Source organism: Salinispira sp. (assembly GCF_059431795.1).
This window is the reverse complement of record NZ_JBXWXS010000012.1, coordinates 13,265-32,773: the sequence shown is the minus strand read 5'-3', so window position 1 is coordinate 32,773 and position 19,509 is coordinate 13,265. Positions and strand designations below refer to the sequence as shown.

The window sequence follows — 19,509 nt, the reverse complement described above, 5'->3', positions numbered from 1 at the left end:
ATCGTTCCACTCACTGAACTTGTAGCGAATAATTTCCCGCCACTGTTTGTACCAATCACGGTAACTCAGGCCTTCCCACCATTCGTCATCGGGAGTAACGCTGTACGCTTCTCCGCTATCCACGGCGGGCTGCCACCAGCGCTTGCGTACATCCACGGTTTTAGATACGCGGGTAACATTCCCTGAGCTGTCCTCAACCTCGAAATTGAATGTGTATACCCGGCCGTCTCCGTCCAGGTCGTATTCCCCTCGCACAAGCACCAGGTTGTCGCAAATGATGATGATATCGAGCTTGTCTGACAACCCGATGCCATTGCCGTAACTCTGGCGGCGGGATGTGACACTGTCAACTTCTTCATCGCTGCTTACCGATATTAGTCTGACCTCATCGTCCAGATTACCGTCAATGTTGTCTTCTGCTGAGAATTCGATGTAGACCGGCTGCATTAACCAGTTTCGGATAATCCGGAAATGATACAGATCAACATCAAGCTCAGGTGCAATGGTATCTACCACCCGAACGATTTGAACGACGCTGCTTGAGTTGCCTGAACTGTCTGTTGCCGTCCAGGTAACCACGGTTTCTCCCAGCGGGAAGAGCTCGGGCGCATCGTTGGTAATACTCGGCGCAGGATCCGCCGTATCCTTCACTTCAGGTACAATCAGTTCATGGGCGGTGCCCTCACTGCTTTGGGCCTGAAGGGTAATATTGTTCAGTTCCAGAATGACCGGTGCGGTTGTATCTTCCACGGTGACTGTCTGGGTCATGCTGCTGCTGTTTCCGCTGGCATCTGTGGCCGTCCAGGTTACCACGGTCTCCCCTTGGGGGAAGACGGCAGGAGCATCCGATACAATTGCCGGGGCAGGATCCGCTATGTCTGTCACTGCAGGAGTATTGAGGCTGTATGCTGTACCTTCAAATGATGTCTGCTCAAGGGTGATATCCGATGGCTGAACAATTTCCGGCGCAGTCGTATCAACAAGAACAACTGTCTGAACCGCGTAGGCGGTATTGCCTGAGAAATCGGTGGCGAACCAGGTAATCTCATTTTCCCCGAGAACATAGCTGTCAGGTTCCGTGTAGCCGGTTTCCGGCTGGGGATCAACGGCATCCTCTACCACAGGCGTACCCAGTGCCGAAGGATCAACGGATTGTCCGCTGTATTCCAATGTGACTGTGTCCGGCGCTTGGATCGCAGGAGCGCTGCTGTCTTCAACGCTAACCGTCTGTGTGGCCTGTGCACTGTTTCCCGCGCTGTCGGTTGCCGTCCAGGTTACCACGGTATCTCCCAGCGGGAAGGTATCTGGTGCATCGTTTACCACTGTAGGAGCGGGGTCGGCTGCATCGCTTACTCCAGGAGTATCAAGAATGATCTGAATGCCGTCAGGCGATACTGCTTCCAGGGTGATATTTTCCACTGGGGCGATTGCCGGAGCTGTTGTATCCTGCACGGTGACAAGCTGTACGGCGGTGGAGATATTTCCGTGCACGTCTTTGGCAGTCCAGATCACTTCAGTCACGCCCGCGGGGAAAATGGCCGGGGCATCGCTTGTGAGGCTGGGGGAGTCGTCAGCCGCATCTGTCACAAGGGGAGGATCCAGTACATATGCCGTTCCTTCAAATGTTTCCTGCTCCAAAACGACATCCACAATGCCGGAAATAACCGGAGCAGTTGTGTCTTCCACGGTAATAGTCTGTACTGCGCTTGAGCTGTTGCCGTAGCTGTCAGTGGCTGTCCAGGTAACGCTTACCGTGCCGATGGGCAGAATTGCCGGAGCATCGTTCGTAATCACCGGAGCCGGATCCACCAGATCAGTGGCCGCTGGGCTTCCCAGAATTGTAGGATCGTAGGCTTTGCCGCTGTATTCGATTGTACGGTTGCTCGGGGCTGTGAGCTCAGGTGCAGTGCCGTCTTGTACGCTCACCGTCTGCACCGCCTGTGCAATATTGCCTGAGTCGTCTTCGGCGGTCCAGGTTACCTGAGTATCTCCCAGGGGGAAAACGGCCGGAGCATCATTGGTTATGAGGAGGTCACTATCTGCGGCATCTTCCGCTTCGGGTGTTTCAAGCACAGCCGCCGTGCCGTCGGGACCTTCTGCTTCAAGTACCACGGTGTCGAGAACCGGGAATACCGGTGCGCTGGTATCTACCACGGTTACAAGCTGGGTATCGCTGGAGCTGTTGCCCGAAAGGTCTGTGGCCGTCCAGGCTACCGTGGTCTGTCCCAAAGGCAGAACCTGAGGCGCGTCGTTTGTAAGCACCGGTGACGGGTCTGCGGCATCGCTCACCTGGACAGTTCCAAGCAGGGAAATGTCCAGAACTACTCCGCTGTATTCAAGACTGATATCTGCAGGAGCCTGAATCTCAGGTGCAGTTGTGTCCACTACAATTACCGTCTGTGTAGCCATGGCTGTGTTGCCCATGTCGTCTTCTGCAGTCCAGGTTACCAGGTTTTCACCGGGAAGGAATACGTCTGGAGCGTTGTTTGTTACAGCCACATCAGGATCAGTTTCATCTTCCACTGCGGGTACGGGAAGAACATAGGCGGTGCCTTGAGGGCTTGTCTGTTCAAGGGTTACATCCGGCAGTTCGCCGTTTACCGCATTGGTGAACACCGGCGGAATGAGATCTTCATCCTGCTGGGTTACTACGTGGGTTTCACTGGTGCTTCGCTTGGTGTTATCTACCACGGTTACGGTGATGGCATTGGCTCCCTCGTTAAGATCGAGAACTTTGGAGAAGCTCACCTGGGAAGGATCATCCGGGTTGTTTGTGGACTCAAAATCCACCGAAAGACCGTTGATGTACACCTTGCTGATTACATTGTCGTCGCTGGCAGTCCCTTCCACGGTTACTGACAGTTCCTCGGTGGAAGATGTGGGAGGTGTAAAGCTCAGGCTTGGAGGACCGCTGTCCCGGTACACGTAACGGGTATCTCTGGCAATTTTGCCGGAAGTGTCGGTGACTTCAACGGTAAACTCATTGGGACCGTTTACCAGGGGCACATCCGTACTGAATGTCACCTGGCTGGGGGCATCCGGGTTGGAGGTTGAGCTGAACGCCAGATCTTCTCCATTAAGAGTGATGGATGCAACTTGCACATCGTCATCGGCAATGCCGCTGACGGTGATGCTTTCATCGTAGGTATAGAGTTCGGCCTGTGGTGAGGTAACAGTCAGAGAAGGTCCGTCAATCTCCAGAACCTGTTCAACCCCTTCAATAACGATTACCGTTTTCGGGTTGAAGGTCACATTCGAGCCGTTCACATACGCACGGGCAGAAATCTCATACTCACCCGGAGGACCCACGATGGTCAGCTGAGATTCTTCAAGCTGATCCGAAGGTCCGCTTGCCGACCCCGAACCGCTGCTGATCAATGTTCCGTTTTCATCGTACCTTCTGAATTGAAAACTTGCATTAGGACTGCTGATCAGACTTCCGTCGGTTACCGCATACTTGATCTTCACCGATCCGGTGGGGATTTCAATGTCGTAGCCGGTAATATGGGTTCCGTCGTTGATCTGTATCGGTTCTGTAATATCCGGGTTAGTGAATCCTGAATGGTAGGTATAGATATACTCCATGGGATCATCGCTGGTTCTCGTGAAGTATATACTCGAGATGTAATTACCCACATACCAGCTCCCTTCAAACAGAGGGAGAGTGAACTCTCCGGTCACCGGGAGTCCACTCATGGACGCGTATCCTCCATAACTATCAGTGCCGTATATACCTGAGGCCCGAACCTGACGATAACTTGGTTGCAGATCCGCAAGGCTTGCAACACCGGTGAACTGATATGTTCCGCTCACAGATCCTGTGGTTTCCACCGTGGGATTCCATTCAGTTGTTTCTCCGGCGACAATTTCCACAATACCATCGTCATCTGAAACCAGTGAATATGGCCAGCTATACGATAGAGAAGAACCGTCATCTTTTCTAAACTGACTGTTTGCATACAATCTATGCTGTCCGGTATTGTATTCAACTTCAAAGCTCGCAGGATTACTGGTCAAGGTTGTGTAGGGTGAGTAAAAATAATTGCGGTAAAAATTCCAGCCTGCAGGCGGGTTAAGGAACTCCATGGTTCCTTTCAGCGTTCCGGTTTCCGGCGGAGGGGGGGCATCGGGAAAGGTAAAAGAGAAGGTGAGTTCTTTTTCTTCCCCGGGGCTCACTGTGAAGTTCGTCTTATCCAGACTGGTTCCCTGAAAAGTCTCACTGTCCTCAGGGTACGCATTATTCCATATCCAGTTAGTTGTGATATTCGCCGGAAAATCCATGGTTACGCTATATCCGTCATCCTCACCGGGATTGGAGCTTGAATGATTAAAATACAGGTACGGCTCACCGCTGGCGCTGTAAATGAGAACATTGCCGGATCTCATTCTTCCATTCTGGGGTTCATAGGTTAAGGTGAGGCTGGCCAGGGATGCACTCAGATCCTGGGTATAGCTTTCTTCCTTAATCACAGCTACGGTTTCCGGATCGGTACCGAATTGAACATTTCCCGTGCGCAAATACATGCGGGCATATATTTCATACTCTCTGCTGCTTCCGTCTGCAGGAGCATTGACGGTGAGTGAATAGCTGCCGTCTTCTGCCACAGATGTGCTTGCGGTAAATCCGCCTTCGGCGTTGGCATAAATTGTGGCGCTTCGAACCGTGTCCGACCAGTCGGCGTTAGAAAGATCAACTGAGCCGGTTATATATGCGGGATTGAGTTCAACCCCCTGGGCGGAAAGGAAGCCTGCGCTTACTATCAGGCTGAAAAATACGAGGGTGATAATTCGTTTGAGCATACTCATTCTCTGCCCCTTTCAACTGCGAGATCAATATTCATTGCGCTGACGCTGGCTGAGAGAACCTCTCCGGTTTCATTCTTCCAACGGATGAGTACAGGAAATTCGGTTCTATCTGCAGCGAGAAATAGTTCGGCTCTCAAAACAGTAGCTTCTCCCCCGGAGAGAGCACCTGCCTGTAGATGACCGTTTACGCCCATCATTACACCTTCTCCGGGGAGGAGCGAGATGGTAATATCCCTGGCGGATGTGTCTGCAACACGTATGAGGGTGAGTTCCGCCAATCCTGAAATTGTCTGTTGGGTATCATCGGGCAGTTGGGAGCTAAAGCTATCCCTTTGGACAATTTGAAAAAACATTTGCCAATCTGCATTCTGCTGTCCCGGAGGGGAATCCTGGGCTAAAAGCACTGAGCTGCTTAGTAGCATTGTTATAATTACTGCTGTTAGAAGTGGATGACGCACAACTTCCTCCTTAAAAAAACATTTGTGTATATACATCTGCCGTAGCAGAATGGGTAAATAAATGTGTTTTTAATTTTGGAAGTTTTTAGCTATTATATCGTTCTGTCATATTATGAGTATGTCCATGATCATACGATGTTGTGTATTTTAAAGCAAGTTCTAGCGTACAGAGACGACGAATCTTGAGCAAAATGCCCGCCGTTTAAATCATCTAAATCATCGATCTAAATTCTATATATCCTTTCATCAACTCTCCCACCACACTAAGCCAATCTTTCCTCAGCTTTATGAAGGAAAATTTCGCCTGCTTCATCAAGGGATGGTAGAATAGTTCAACTAATTACCTGGAGGTTTCCATGAAACCATTGCCCAATTTATGTGTGTGTATTGTGCTTTTGATAATTGCGAGTGTAGCAGCCACTTCCTGTGCAACACGGGATCTTAGGTATCTTGAAGAATACTCCGATGAGCTTCAGATACGCCTGCCGGCGATCTACGAGGTGTATGAGAAAGATTTTCTTGTGGGAGCAGCCGTTGAACCGGACCAGCTCGATGCTGCTGAAGGCGCACTGCTGCGCTACCATTTCAACAGTCTTACTGCGGAGAATGCCATGAAGTTCTCAAGCGTCCATCCGGCAGAGAATGAATGGACGTTTGAAGGCGCCGATGCAATTGCAGATTACGCCCGGGCATACGGAAAAAAGCTGCGGGGGCACACCTTTGTGTGGCATCATCCTGCGACCATCAACGAATGGATGTTTTACCACCCCGACGGAACCATGAAAAGCCGGGAGGAAGTGCTTGCCATACTGGAAGATCATATCCGCGTAATGATGGATCGCTATGGGGATGTGGTCTATGCCTGGGATGTGGTCAATGAAGCCATAGATATCAGCGAAAGCGATAATATGCGTCGGACACCCTGGTATGAGGCGATCGGGCCTGATTATGTGGACCAGGCCTTTATTATCGCCCACCAAATCAACCCGAACGCGAAACTCTTTTACAACGATTATCAGACCTATGAACCGGTCAAGCAGGATGCCCTGTATGACCTTCTTAAAGGAATGATCGAGCGGGGCGTACCAATCGACGGATTCGGCATGCAAAACCATCTGACCCTCGCTCATCCGCAGGTGGAGGTTCTGGATCGTACCATCGGTCGTTTTGGGGAACTGGGTCTTGAGCTCCATATTACAGAGCTGGATATGAGCCTCTACACCCACGAGTTCGAGACTTTGGATGAAGCTCCGGTGAATTATAAGCTTCATCAGGGACACCGGTATCAGCAGATTATGGATGTGTACCGCTCCCACAGCGACCGTCTTACCAGCGTAACATTTTGGGGCTTCCACGACGGACACACCTGGCTCACCGGTGAACCCTACAACCGACCCGACTGGCCCCTGCCGTTCTCTGCGGATCTTCGCAGCAAGTTCGCATACATGGGCATAGCCCAGTATGATCTTCCCGAGGATCCGGGCATTGAATCCAACAAGCGTCTGCAGACCTATACCGCTTCCCGGGGCACTCCGATTATTGACGGTGAAGTGGATGATCTCTGGGCCGACGCCCAGGTGGTGGGGACAACAACCCAGGTAATGCCCGATGAGGGTGCGGTGGCTGAAGTCCGTGTGCTCTGGGATGCTCAGAAAATATATGTGCTGGCCGAGGTGACGGATGATCTTGTCAGTGCGGCATCTTCAAATAATTATGAGCATGATTCCTTTGAGGTGTTTATTGATGAAAATAATGCCAAAACATCCTCCTACGAAGAGGATGATGCCCAATACCGGGTGAGTTTTGCCAATCTCCAATCCACCGGAGGTCAGACCAGCCGGGAATATCTTGAGTCTGCAGCCCTAGTGATCGACGGAGGATACCGGGTTGAGATGGCCGTGGAACTTCGCTTTGTTCAGCCGGAGGCCGGGGTAACCATCGGAATCGATTTTCAGGTCAATGATGATTTTGGTGATGGTTTGCGTTCAGGTATTTCCAAGTGGAATGATGCCACCAACGAGTCCTGGCGGAATACCAGCGGATGGGGGCAGCTCATCCTGGAATAAGTTGCAGTTGCAATCCTGGAAAAAGTTTTCTCTATTATGATGGTTGGGCAAAATGATGCCCAACCTCTGCTTGATGCCTCCACAAAGCCGGTGTACACTTCTCCTGTCCTAACAGAATTCACACGAATTATTAGCTAATTTTTAACCCGTTTTTATTCTAATTTTGAGAGGATTTTCATGGGCGGCCCACGCTGTGAGGCAGGTACGTCCTGGATTATTAAGGAGGAAGTTATGAAAAAAGCAGGAATGGCAGCGTTTGCGCTGTTGACCGCTGCAGTTTTGATGTTCGCCGGATGTGCCGGAGGGGAAGCCGAACTGGGAAGTGAAGAAAACCCCATTGTATGGTCCTTTGTGCCCTCTGGTGAGATGGAGCAGGTTGCATCAGGTGCCGATGAGATTGCGGCCCTGTTAAACGAAGAAACGGGATTGTTTTTCGATACCAATGTGGCTACCGAATATGCGGGGGTTATTGAGGCATTAGCCGCCAATCCCCCCAGCGCCCACATGGCATCCCTGGCTACCTTTTCCTATATTAAAGCCGCGGATATGGGTGTGGCGGAAGCAGCCCTTGTTGCCGTCCGCTACGGTTCCCCCACCTATGCGGGACAGATTATTGCCCGTGCCGATTCTGATATTAACAGCGTAGCCGACCTGAAAGGCAAAACCTTCGGCCGCCCCGATCCCCTGTCCACATCCGGCTGGATCGTTCCCATGCTCACTATGCAGGCTGAGGGGATCGATTATCAGACCGACCTTGAGGAAGTTGTGGACACCGGAAGTCATAACAATGTGGTAACCGCCGTTTACAACGGAGACGTTGAGGCAGGAGCAACCTTTGACGATGCACGGGGCAATGTTGAAGACGACCTGGAAGATGTCCGGGAAGTTGTGAAGGTGATTGCCACCTCCGCACCCATCCCCAACGACGGGGTACAGTTTTCCCCTTCCGTGCCCGAAGAGATCCGGGAACAGATTGTGGACGCGCTTCTCGCCATCGCCGCAACCGAGGAAGGTCAGGAAGCTCTGAGTACCGCCTATTCCTGGAACGAGCTGATCCGCAAAGATGACAGTTTCTACGATCCTTTCCGTCAGACCCTTCAGCGGGCGGGAATGGATGTTGATGATATCCAGTAAACACAATCCAGCTGATTAACCGATTAGCTGATTCACAGATGCGGTCCGGGCGGAATGCCCGGGCCGTTTCGTTTACTTCCAACACGGGGTAACGAGACTGCAGTGAATATCAATCTAATAAACATGCTGAACCCGGAGGCCGGTAGTGCTTGAAATTCAACATTTATCTAAAACATACGACGACGGAACCCAGGCCCTGAAAGATGTGAGTTTTCATCTGGAACAGGGTGAATTTCTGGTAATTATCGGATTGTCCGGCTCGGGCAAATCCACCCTGCTGCGATGTATTAACCGCCTGGTGGATCCCACCGAAGGGGCCATTCTCCTGGACGGGGAGGATGTTGCCGCAGCGGAAGGCGGGAGTCTCCGTAACTTTCGCCGGAGAATGGGGATGATCTTCCAGCATTTTAATCTGGTAAAGCGCTCATCTGTGCTCACCAATGTGCTCTCGGGGCGTTTAGGCTATGTGAACCCCTGGAGGTCTCTGCTTCACCGTTTTCCCCAATCGGACAAGGCCAAGGCGACAAATGCACTGGCCCGGGTGGGGCTGGAAGCTCAGACGAACAAACGGGCAGATGAACTGTCCGGCGGTCAGCAGCAGCGGGTAGGTATCGCCCGGGCGCTGATGCAGGAGCCGGATCTCATCCTTGCAGACGAACCGGTTGCCAGTCTGGATCCGGTTCTTGCCCATTCCATTATGGGTTATCTGGAGAAACTGAATAAAGAAGAAAACATGACCGTTCTTTGTTCGCTCCACTACCTGGACCTGGTACAGCGCTATGCCACCCGGGTAATCGGTTTGAAGGACGGCAAGGTGGTGTATAACGGGACCGGAGAAGATATCCGAAAAATTACCGATGAAGAGTTCAAAGAAATATATGGCGAAGAAGCTGTACGGGTCGGCGCTGCCGGCCTTTCAGCAGACGGGGGTGAAGCATGAGATCAGCCAAGCTCGATACCACGGTTATTGGAAGTCCCCTTCCGCCCCTGCTCACCGCTTTGACCTCCCTGATCCTTCCGGGCTTGGGTCAGATTCTCAGCCGCCAGATTCAGCGGGGACTTCTCATGTTCGCCTCGCTTGCCAGCATGTTCGGGATTTTTCTCACCCGGCTTGCGTCGATCGCCAGCGATTACAACGTGGAAGGGGCGGGGAGAATTCTGGGCAAGTCGTTTCAGCATTATCCAGGCTTCAGCGCACTCATTCTGTTTTCCCTGGCTTTGCTCTATCTTTGGATTATTCTTGATGCCTACCGCCTGGCGAAATACCGGAAAAAGCAGAAAAATACCGGTTTCTGGCTGGTGCTTCTTGGGTTTTTCACCCTGGGACATCAATTGTCTGAAATTGATATGGTCCGTTTGGTAACCAACTTTCCTGAGGCTTCACAAAAGATGTCCAAAATTTTGTGGCCCTGGGAAGCTGCGGTGGAGTACGATGAGGAGTTGATCCAGGCTTCCGCCCGAATTCTGGTAAGTGAAGAGGGGGAACTGCCGGAAGACTCCACTGGAGCCTCTGGAGAGCCGGATATCAGCATAGAACCCCGCCGAGGAAGTCTGGGCACGGTGGATGAGAATTATAATCAGCTGCCAGGATCCAGGGTCACCATACGCGGTTCGGGATTCACCCCGGACACCTTTACCGAGATCTGGTGGATTGACGATACCGGCGAAGAGTTCCGCCCCCGCTCCGAAGGAAGCTATGTGGGGGCGGTGACCGACGATCGGGGGAACTTCGAAATCACCATGAACCTGCCCTTTGCCAACACCATTATCGGCGCAGATGGTGCCGAGTATCACCGCATCGATGCCCGGCAGGTGTTTCAGGTCGGCGCGCCGAAGTTCTCCCGGGATCTGGGAATGATTCTCAGCCGAATGCTTGAGACCATCTTCATGGGGATGATGGCTACGGTATTCGGGATCATTTTTTCTATTCCCATCAGTTTTCTGGCTGCCCGAAATATCATGCAGGGTTCAAAGCTCACCATGACCATCTATTATGTGACCAGAATTCTTCTGAATATTATCCGTTCCATAGAACCCCTTATCTGGGCCATTATTGCAGTAGTCTGGGTGGGGCTTGGTCCCTTTGCAGGTATTATTGCCCTTACCATTCACTCCATAGCAGCCCTGGGCAAACTCTATTCCGAAGCCATAGAGGGGATCGATCACGGACCCATTGAGGCGATTCAGGCCACCGGCGCCACCCGTCTTCAAACCATAGTATTTGCGGTAATCCCTCAGATGATTAGCCCCTTTGTATCCTTCTCCATCTACCGCTGGGATATTAACGTGCGCATGTCCACCATTATCGGTCTGGTGGGCGGCGGAGGTATCGGCTTCCTCCTGGTGCAATACACCCGACTTCTGGAGTACGAGCTGGCGGGAATTGCCGTATGGTTTATTGCCATTACCGTGGCCATACTGGATTACGTGTCCGCTGAAATTCGGGCAAGATTCATGTAATTTTGTACTTTTATTCAGCCCGGCCCGGTTCTGTTCTCTGAGAGGTTCCGGGCTTTTTTAATTCTGGTCATGCGTTTGGATACCCGCCTCCCCGTTATGCGAACTTCACCTGGAGTAGTTTGTTTAAACGAGATCTTGTATCTGAACCTTCATGAATCCGACCCCGAATACATCAGCCCATATCACTCCCGGTTCCCCAGCTCAGTGAGTATGCTCTTGAGCTGTGAGAGGGCTTGGGCGGCATCATCGAACCTGCCTTCCCCGGTGGCAGTGGTGTAGCGGTCGAATGCCTGTTGGGCCTGACGGATCAATTCAGAGCTCTGTTGTCCTGCCGCATTACCGGTGGTTTGGGAAGCTTCTCCGGCGCCATTCCCACCGGTACCTGTTCCCGCAAGCGATGGGGCAGCGGTTGTATCGTCGAACAGTCCCTGCAAGGCTTCTTCCAGCGTTTCCGCATAAGAGAGACGGTCCTTGTGCATGAGCACCACCATACGCAGTTCCGGATACGCTGCCGTTTCCGACTGAAGATAGATGGGCTCCACATAGAGCAGAGTACCGTCAACCGGCAGCACCAGCACATTACCCCTGATTACATTGGAGCCCCGCTGATCCCAGAGGGAAAGCTGCCCGGACAGGAAGCTGTCCTGGTCGATCTTTGTCTCCACCTGCTGGGGGCCCAACACCCGCTGTTCCTTGGGAAATTTATAGGCAATAAACTCGCCGTAGTTTTCCGGATCGCTCACCCCCGCTATCCAGCCGATGAGTACCTGTTTGTTTTTGGGGGTGTAGGGGAGCATGTTAATAAACTCAGGCCTGTCCGATCCCGGGCGTTCCCACATAATATAGTAGGGTTCAACGGGCATCACATCGCTGTAATATTTTTCCGTGGCTCGTACCCACAGGTCTTCCTGATTGTAAAATACCTCGGGGTCGGTCATGTGATATTTGGCGTACACTTCCCCCTGCATGAGGAGAAAATCCGAGGGATAGCGGATGTGTTTCTCCAGGGCTTCGGGCATCTGGTCCCGGCTGGTAAACAGCTCGGGATATATGCTCTGCCAGACGTTAATCACCGGGTCGGATTCATCGAATATGTACATATCCACTTCTCCGCTGTAGGGGTCAATTACCGCCTTCACCGAGTTGCGTACATAATTCACACCCCGGCTTCCTCTGCCGGCCAGGGTGTCGGATCCCGATTCGGTGAAGCTGGATTCAAACACTCTGGAATTGAAGTGTTCGCTGTATGGGTAGGAGGCGGAGGTGGTGTAGGCATCCAGTATCCATTTCAGTTTTCCGGCCACCAGTACAATGTAAGGATCCCGGTCGAATTCCAGAAAGGGTGCCACCTGCTGAACCCTGCTGCGGATGTTACGGTGAAACATGATCCGGCTTTCCGCATCCGGATAGCTGGAGAACAGCAATTTGGTTCCTCCGAATTTGTATCCGTACATGAACTTGCGGAAGAGACCGGAGATTTCCACGCCGCCGTCTCCCTCATAGCTGACATAGCGGTTAGAATCCCCTTCGGGATAATCAAATTCTTCTTCACTGCTGTTTACAATTACATAGGAGTCGCTTTTTTCCCCGTAGTAAATCTCCGGTCTGTCCACCTTCAGAGCTTCATTCTCGCTCACAGGTGGTATGTCCCTGATGAGCAGATGGGGCAGGCCTGAGGAGGTGAACTCGTTTACCGTGTTCATGGCGATGCCGTAGCCGTGGGTGTACTTGAACCGGCAATTCACAAAGTTGCGGCTTTGCTCCGGCAGATTGTCGGTTACCATTTCCCTGGCAGCCACCATAACGGTACGGTTCTGCCCGTTAATGGTGTAGCGGTCAACGTCAATATCACCGAACTCATAATACAGGCGTATTTCCTGAAACTGCTCATACACCGAGCTCAATGCCCTCCAGTCCCATAAGCGGGTATTGTCGATAATTCCCCGGTTGGCCTCAACTGCCTGGGGGGTGAAATCCCCGTCAACGGAGAACTCCTGCTCCTGTACCGTATCCAGATTGAATGCCGTTCGTGTGAAGGCGATATTGTGCTCTATGTAGGGTTGTTCGTAGGTAATTTCATTGGGTGCAACCAGCAAAGACTGGAGCAGCCACGGAACCAGTCCCAGAATTATTCCCCATACGGCAAAGAGGGCGGCGAATACCGAAGCCGGGGCCCAGAATGCCCCGGGGAGCTTTTTGGAGCTGAAACGGGAGAGAATTGCCCCACCCTTTATGCCCAATTGCCTGCGGAGTCCCGGAATGGACAGGAGGACGGCAGCCAGCACTCCCAGCCCTGCGGCGACAAGGAGCATGGGCATACGGATATTCACGCTTGTCCAGCCCGGTCCGCTAACCACACCCTGGGTGTCGAAAAGAAGTTCAAAGCGTTTAAGAATTAGGTCTGATGAGAGCACCAGCAGCAGAAAGACCGAAGCCGTAATTATTGCCCCGAAGGAACCTTCGGCTTCCCGGTTCTCCTCTTCAGGATCGGAGAGCTTCTTTTGGAGAATTGAGAGACCTCGAGGATTGGCGGACATGCCGCCCAGCAGGACAAAGAGCACTGCCAGGGTTATCAGCAGGGCGTAGATACCCCGCAAGAAAGGAAGGGTGAACAGGTAAAATCCCGCATCAATTCCAAGAATTGGATCGACGATTCCGCCTGAGCCTCCTTTGATGAATCGGAGGGCATTCTCCCACTGTCCGGCACCGATGAATCCGGAAATAAGGGCTGACGATCCGGCGAACAGAAGGCGGTAGGATCTTCGCATACCTCTCACTGAAAATGAAAACATCAGGCTTGTGAACCCGCCGATGAGGAAGAAGCTCGCTCCGGTGATCACCCGTGCGGCAAACTCTGTCCAGAACCGGTCTGTGTATCCCAGAGAATCAAACCACAGTTTCTCTCCCCAGAAATCCATGAACCAGGTGAACAGGACCAGGGCCAATAAAACGATTGCTCCGGCCACTGCCGGACCGGTTTTTTTCTTTCTCACCGCCTGTACAATACAAAGCCCTCCGACCGCGGCCGTGAGGGCGAATAGCAATACATACATATATTATCTCCCGTTTGCCGTACTTCGCTTCCGTATGGCCCCTTTTAGGCTTCTTCCCCTTCCATGGGGAAACCGGCTTCCTGCCATTCCTTCTTGCCGCCCACAAAGTCAAACACATTGGTAAATCCGATATCACTCAGTTTTTTTGCCGCAGTGGGGCTGGCGCTGCACTCGGGATCGGCGCAGTACACGATAATCTCGTCTTCCTTCTGAAAGCGTTTCTTGGCTTCCCCGGCAATCTGGCCGAACTGGATATGCTCGGCCCCGGGAATATGAAGACGTTTGAACTCTTTTTCTGCTAACACCTCAACCAGGTGGAGTTTTTCATTGGAATCAAGTTTCTGTTTTAATGTTGCTGCATCAATTGTACCGTACATGGATCCTCCTTTCGGACTATCTATTTATAACCTAATACCAGAGACAGCGAGATTCAAATTTGAGGCCTGGGGAAAAAGGAGGAGCCGGCGCCGGATCAAACGGCTGTATTTCATGTCAATTGTATTGTAGAATGATATCATATGCAGCAGAAACTCGAGCGCTTGATACAAAATCTTGGGCAGCAGTCCGGGGGTTTTAGAATCCTCCTCCTGTACTCCAATAGTCTGGAGATCCGCTCCCTTTTTCCCATTCGGGAAATACTTCCCGCCGACTGGGAAGCCGATGTACACCTGTTTCACTTATCCCAGGCTCCCCGGGAGCCCTGGTTTCCTTTTCTCCGCACCCTTCCGGCGAGTCTTGAACAATTGAATATCTATCCTCCGCATGGGGAAATCTGGCAAAGCCTGTACGAAACCGGGAGGGCTAGCCGGAGACAGGATGTTCTTCCCGGGGAGTACGGGTATGAGAGCAGCCGCTTTGCAGCGACCATCCAGGATGGTCTCCGGCAGACGGTTTCGCCCCAGGATTGCGTGTATATTTCCAACGCTCATTTTCTCGGAGCGAGTTCCATTGATATTATTGAAGCAGCTGCCCGTGCCGATACGCCGATATTCTTCATTTTAAGTTTAAATCCAGGTATTTCCCCCGAACGCATGGATCGTTTCTCCTCAATGATCTCTTCCATGCCTGCCGGGCAGGGCGCCATCGTACATCTGGGACAGTCACTGATTCTCGAACCCGCTCCGGAGGAGACACCGGAGCCTGCAATGATACACGGGGGCAGTACAGGTTTGCTTGAAACCGCAGTCACACTTATGGATTACGATGCTGCGGCTGCAATTCTCAGTGATGATGAAGCGTCCCTTGGAGAGTTTGAGGCCAGACTGTATGCCGGGCGAATGCTTTTTGCTTCCCCCCAGTACGATGAAGCCCTCAGTAAATTTCAGTCTTCTCTGGCCATAGCCCGGGAGCAGGATAATGAGCGAAACATTGCCCTGGCTCAGTATGAAATTGCACGGACGTATCTGGAACGGGAGTCACTGGACCACAGCGATTATGCGGTGCAGCTGGCACTGCAGTTTGCCCGTCGGGTGAACGATCCGGCGTTGGTATTTCATGGAGATTTTATCCGCTACCGGATTGAAGACAAGCGTCGCTGGAAAAACCCGGAGGAATTCAAAACCAATTATTTAGATCTTCTGCAACGGGCCCGTGATTTGGGTTACTGGAATACCTTCGTCTATATCAGTATTAATCCTTTTGGTCTCTATTCCGATTTCGACCCTGAAATAGCGGAGTATCACAGCAGAGGCATGGAGGTATGCCGGGAGTTGACCAACGATCATCTGCTTGCGGTGGCGTATCAGACCGCAGGGATGTCCCATGCGGTTCTGGGGAATTATCAAAAGGTTCTGCCATTTTATCAGGAATCTCTGGAGATCACCCGGAAGCTTGGGAACCCTCTGGAAATTGCCTATGCAAGTAACGGTTTGGGTTTTTTCAATTACCTTACCGGAAATTATAACCAGGCGCAGAAATATTACCTCCAGGCATTGGAGCTCCTTGAGTCAGGAGAAGATTTGCATGAAGTGGGTATGACTCTCTTTAATATGGGGGTAAATGCACTTCTGGCCCGTAAATTTGATATTGCAGCCCAATTGTTCGATAAATGTCTCCAGCTTCTCACACTTTTGGACAGGCGCAATTTGGCCTATCATTCCCAGCTGGGCATATTGGTGGTGTACGGAATCGCATGCATTAAATCCGGGAAATGGGCGAAGGCGTGGCAGCTTGGTATTGAGATTGATGAACAGCAGCTCAAACCCATTCCCAATAAAAATGAAGAATTTTTCATGCAGCACATGTTCGACGCATTTCTTCATGAGGCTATGGAGAGAAGGGAAGAGGCGTATAATTCATTTATGGATGCCCGCTCGTATCTTCCGAAAACCAACGACAACATTCGCTACTTTGAACCGTTTTTTTACAACGAGCTCAAGGAATTCTGCCGGCGTCATGAAATGTATCCGGAGATGGAACAGGCTCAGCGGCAGTTTTATCAGGCCATTGAGGATCATGACAACACATACTACAGAGATTTGGTTTCAGAATCTCGAGCCGAGTCAGAATCTCGAGCCGGGTCAGAACCCCGTGCCGGGTCAGAACCCCCTGCCATTGATGAAGACCGGAGAATATGGTCTCGCCACCCCGACTTGCATTGGATAATCCAAACCGCGGAAAAAGAGCAGCAGCTCAGCAAGCTCTACTCTCGAATGGATGAGCTTCAGCTCATCTCTGATCTGCAGGGTATCCTGGCGGATGCATCCCGGGAAAATACCTTGATCCATGAGTTGGTGGACCAGGCGTTTATGCATCTGAATGCCGATGATGTGTGGTACATACGCGACAATCCGGAAAGCGGCGATCAGATCGTCTATTATTATCGTTCCATAGGAAGTACGGAAAGAACTGAACAGCCGGATCCTTGTGCCCCCCGCCTTCCCGAGACCATGAAACGTTTTCCGGTTGAAGGGCGGCTTGAAGTACATGGTAGTATCGTGGTGAATTATGATTCCGCCACCCGAATCGGAAAGGAGCGCATCCGGCTGTTTTCCATTATTGCCAGTCAGCTGGCTCTGGCCCTGGACCGGATTCATCAGGTTGATGTGATTACCCGGCAAAACGAGGAGTTGCGCTACTCCAACCAATTCCTGAAGAAGCGTTCGCTCAGCGATCCTCTCACCTCGGTGGGGAATCGGCAGGCTTTGAATAACGCATTGACCCAGTATATTGCCCTCCAGCGGAGGAATCCTGATCGCCCGGTTTTCACCCTCATCTTCCTGGACTTCGATAATTTCAAATATACCAATGATCTGTTTGGCCACGACTGCGGCGATCGAGTGCTTATATCTGCCGTTAAACACATGAAGAATATCGTACGGGAAAGCGATGAACTGTTCCGCTACGGAGGAGATGAATTTCTGCTCATCCTTCCGGACACCGAAAGGCGTGGAGGTGAAGCAGTGGGACAAAAACTTCTTTCGGCGTTGAACTCTCAGACGCTTCTTTCCCCCGAACAGAGCAGACAGCTGAAGGCTGAAAATCGTCTTTCGGTATCCATGGGGATTGTTGAAGCCCGGGAGATGCCGGCAACTGAATTGACCCCGTCTTCAATACTGGCTGCGGCTGACAGTCAGCTGTACAGGGTGAAGAACCGGGGGAAGGAAAACTACTCCTCATACCGGAGTAGCGCTGTGGGAAAAGGATAGCTGAGATGCACGATATCGATCCAATGAAGCTGCAGCTTGCGGTTTCAAAATCGCTGTTGCAGGACTGGATGCTGCTGAGCAGCGGTAATTTTTATGCGGGAGAATTCAATGCCATGACAGTTGGCTGGGGGTTTATCGGTGCCATGTGGAACCGTCCCTATGCGGTGGCAGCAGTACGGCGTTCCCGCTACACCCATGAGCTGTTGGAGCGAAGCGATTCGTTCACCCTCTGCTCCTTTCCGAAAGGATACCGAATGGATCTGGACCTTCTGGGCTCGGTATCAGGCAGGGATCGGGACAAAATTGGAGAAAGCACCCTTCACCCGATTGCCGCAGGAAACGTGGATTCGCCTTCCTATGCGGAGGCGATACTCAGCATAGAATGCCGGATTACCTACCGCAACGAAATCCATGAAGCGGGCTTCAGAGATCCTTCTCTGATGCAGCATTACAAAGACGAAGAGTTCCATGCCATGTATTTTGGAGAAATCGTTGGGGTTCAGGGAGATACATAGTTGAAAAAGAGCCCCAAAACCTGAAAAACACGTGAGGTATGTGAGTGCATAAGGGCTCTGCGAAGCATGCCCGATGAAGTAAAAGACGCCCCAGAGTACCTCAGCCACCGCGCTTCTCACCCTCGTGGATCTCACCCGGGGAGAGTCAGATCGGTTCAAGCTCAGCTCGGCCTGCTGCTCGGGCTCAGCGGATTTGTATAGGAAGAATTGTACAGGCAGTGGGAACGAAAAGGCAGTAAGCCCGCTTCCCGGTCAACACATCTGCTCCGCCGTCAGCAGACCGAACCGTCGTCTTCTATGTAGCAGGAATCCGACTGGAACTTCTCCCATTCAGATTTGTATGATTCCATTTCTTTCACGAAATCGTACATCTCATTCATGGTTTTATATTTCTTTCCGTCTTCTTCAATGAACACATCCACCTTATTCTTTAATTCTCGGGTGTATGCAAGAGAAAGCCGCTTCAGCTCCGCCTCAATTTGATCGGCCTGAGGGTCGACAAGACGTCTATATAAATGGATCAAAGTTCCTCCTGTTCTATTTTCGCCGGTTGTCCTTCCGCCCATCATACCGGCCGGCCTGGCATTTGGCGGCAGAGAGGGACCGGAATGGTCCAGCTCTGAATAACATAGGACTATAGCGTCCATACGACAACAATGAATTTGCCCGTTGTCCGACAAAGGCGTAGAATATTATTTGGAGTGGCACAGATGAATGAACAACGACTCAAACATGCGGTCCAAGATTTTTACGCCCAATATCCCGGAGGGTTTACCCATCCGGAAATGCAGAAGATTGCAAAAAAACACCGAATGGAAAAATTGACCTCCATGGCTGCCGAACTTTTTCAGCCTCACAGCTTCGATAATCCTCAACGGCTCAGTGAATCTATGGTCAAAATGGTGAGCTCATCGTCCATGGTTTCCCTCTTTGAAAAACCAAAGTTACGCGATTATGTGGCAAGTCTCGGCGAAACTGATAAACACGCTCTCATTGCATCCCTGCGGGAGATACTGCACGGAGAACAGGAATCGGGATTTCATGCCATGGTTGAACAGCTGGAACAGGTCAAGCTGGCAAAATGGACACTGGTCACCGTTGTTCCCGCCTATTACCGTCCGTCCACCGAAGTCTTTGTAAAACCCACTACGGTGAAAAACATTATTCGCTACTATGAGCTGCCCGATCTGGTATATCGTCCCAGGCCCGACTACGAATTTTACCGGCGATTTCGGGATCATCTACGGAAAATGAAAGAGATGGTTCCTGACGATCTGAAACCCAGCAACGCTGCATTTTCCGGCTTTCTGAGGATGAGTATGCCGGATGGTCTGCGCTGATTTTAATAGAGGCGCATCTAATGCTTCGCC

The 19,509-nt window shown here is 51.6% G+C and carries 12 protein-coding genes; 7 read left to right on the top strand and 5 right to left on the bottom strand.

Annotated elements, in window-relative coordinates; genetic code table 11:
• Both AC52PS_RS03675 and AC52PS_RS03670 read right to left on the bottom strand, forming a co-directional pair.
• Positions 1-4,806: HYR domain-containing protein (locus AC52PS_RS03675; RefSeq protein WP_495561685.1), on the bottom strand; the 4,806-nt coding region annotated here is incomplete at its 3' end.
• Positions 4,803-5,264, bottom strand: coding sequence for a hypothetical protein (locus AC52PS_RS03670; RefSeq protein ID WP_495561684.1), 462 nt, complete (start codon positions 5,262-5,264; stop codon positions 4,803-4,805). The genes AC52PS_RS03670 and AC52PS_RS03675, both read right to left, overlap by 4 nt.
• Before the next feature lie 356 nt (positions 5,265-5,620).
• On the opposite strand from AC52PS_RS03670, the gene AC52PS_RS03665 reads away from it, so the two are divergent.
• The 4 genes from AC52PS_RS03665 (at position 5,621) to phnE (ending at position 10,924) form a co-directional block, all read left to right on the top strand.
• A complete protein-coding gene (locus AC52PS_RS03665) occupies positions 5,621-7,330 on the top strand; it encodes an endo-1,4-beta-xylanase (RefSeq protein ID WP_495561683.1) in 1,710 nt (569 codons plus the stop codon).
• A gap of 231 nt (positions 7,331-7,561) precedes the next feature.
• Positions 7,562-8,464 carry a phosphate/phosphite/phosphonate ABC transporter substrate-binding protein gene (locus AC52PS_RS03660; RefSeq protein WP_495561682.1) on the top strand — a complete coding sequence of 301 codons (903 nt, stop codon included), beginning with the start codon at positions 7,562-7,564 and terminating at the stop codon, positions 8,462-8,464.
• Positions 8,465-8,609: 145 nt separating this feature from the next.
• Complete coding sequence (phnC, locus tag AC52PS_RS03655; RefSeq protein WP_495561681.1) at positions 8,610-9,404, top strand: phosphonate ABC transporter ATP-binding protein; 795 nt, start codon at positions 8,610-8,612, stop codon at positions 9,402-9,404.
• Complete coding sequence (gene phnE, locus AC52PS_RS03650) at positions 9,401-10,924, top strand: phosphonate ABC transporter, permease protein PhnE (RefSeq protein ID WP_495561680.1); 1,524 nt, start codon at positions 9,401-9,403, stop codon at positions 10,922-10,924. The genes phnC and phnE overlap by 4 nt, the downstream gene beginning before the upstream one ends.
• Before the next feature lie 182 nt (positions 10,925-11,106).
• Here phnE and AC52PS_RS03645 read toward each other — a convergent pair whose 3' ends face one another.
• Positions 11,107-13,977 carry a UPF0182 family membrane protein gene (locus AC52PS_RS03645; RefSeq protein ID WP_495561679.1) on the bottom strand — a complete coding sequence of 957 codons (2,871 nt, stop codon included), beginning with the start codon at positions 13,975-13,977 and terminating at the stop codon, positions 11,107-11,109.
• 44 nt (positions 13,978-14,021) lie between these two features.
• The gene (locus AC52PS_RS03640) at positions 14,022-14,354 is read right to left on the bottom strand and encodes a rhodanese-like domain-containing protein (RefSeq protein ID WP_495561678.1); all 333 of its coding nucleotides are present in this window, start codon (positions 14,352-14,354) and stop codon (positions 14,022-14,024) included.
• Between the two features lie 141 nt (positions 14,355-14,495).
• Between AC52PS_RS03640 and AC52PS_RS03635 the strand changes: the two genes are divergently transcribed.
• Both AC52PS_RS03635 and AC52PS_RS03630 read left to right on the top strand, forming a co-directional pair.
• A complete protein-coding gene (locus AC52PS_RS03635) occupies positions 14,496-17,624 on the top strand; it encodes a tetratricopeptide repeat-containing diguanylate cyclase (RefSeq protein WP_495561677.1) in 3,129 nt (1,042 codons plus the stop codon).
• A 5-nt stretch (positions 17,625-17,629) separates the two neighbouring features.
• The gene (locus AC52PS_RS03630; protein ID WP_495561676.1) at positions 17,630-18,139 is read left to right on the top strand and encodes a flavin reductase family protein; all 510 of its coding nucleotides are present in this window, start codon (positions 17,630-17,632) and stop codon (positions 18,137-18,139) included.
• 272 nt (positions 18,140-18,411) lie between these two features.
• Here the strand turns inward: AC52PS_RS03630 and AC52PS_RS03625 are convergent, their stop codons facing one another.
• Complete coding sequence (locus tag AC52PS_RS03625; RefSeq protein ID WP_495561675.1) at positions 18,412-18,663, bottom strand: hypothetical protein; 252 nt, start codon at positions 18,661-18,663, stop codon at positions 18,412-18,414.
• A 186-nt stretch (positions 18,664-18,849) separates the two neighbouring features.
• On the opposite strand from AC52PS_RS03625, the gene AC52PS_RS03620 reads away from it, so the two are divergent.
• Positions 18,850-19,479: a hypothetical protein gene (locus AC52PS_RS03620; protein WP_495561674.1), complete on the top strand. Its 630-nt coding sequence runs from the start codon at positions 18,850-18,852 to the stop codon at positions 19,477-19,479.
• The last annotated feature ends 30 nt before the right edge of the window (positions 19,480-19,509 follow it).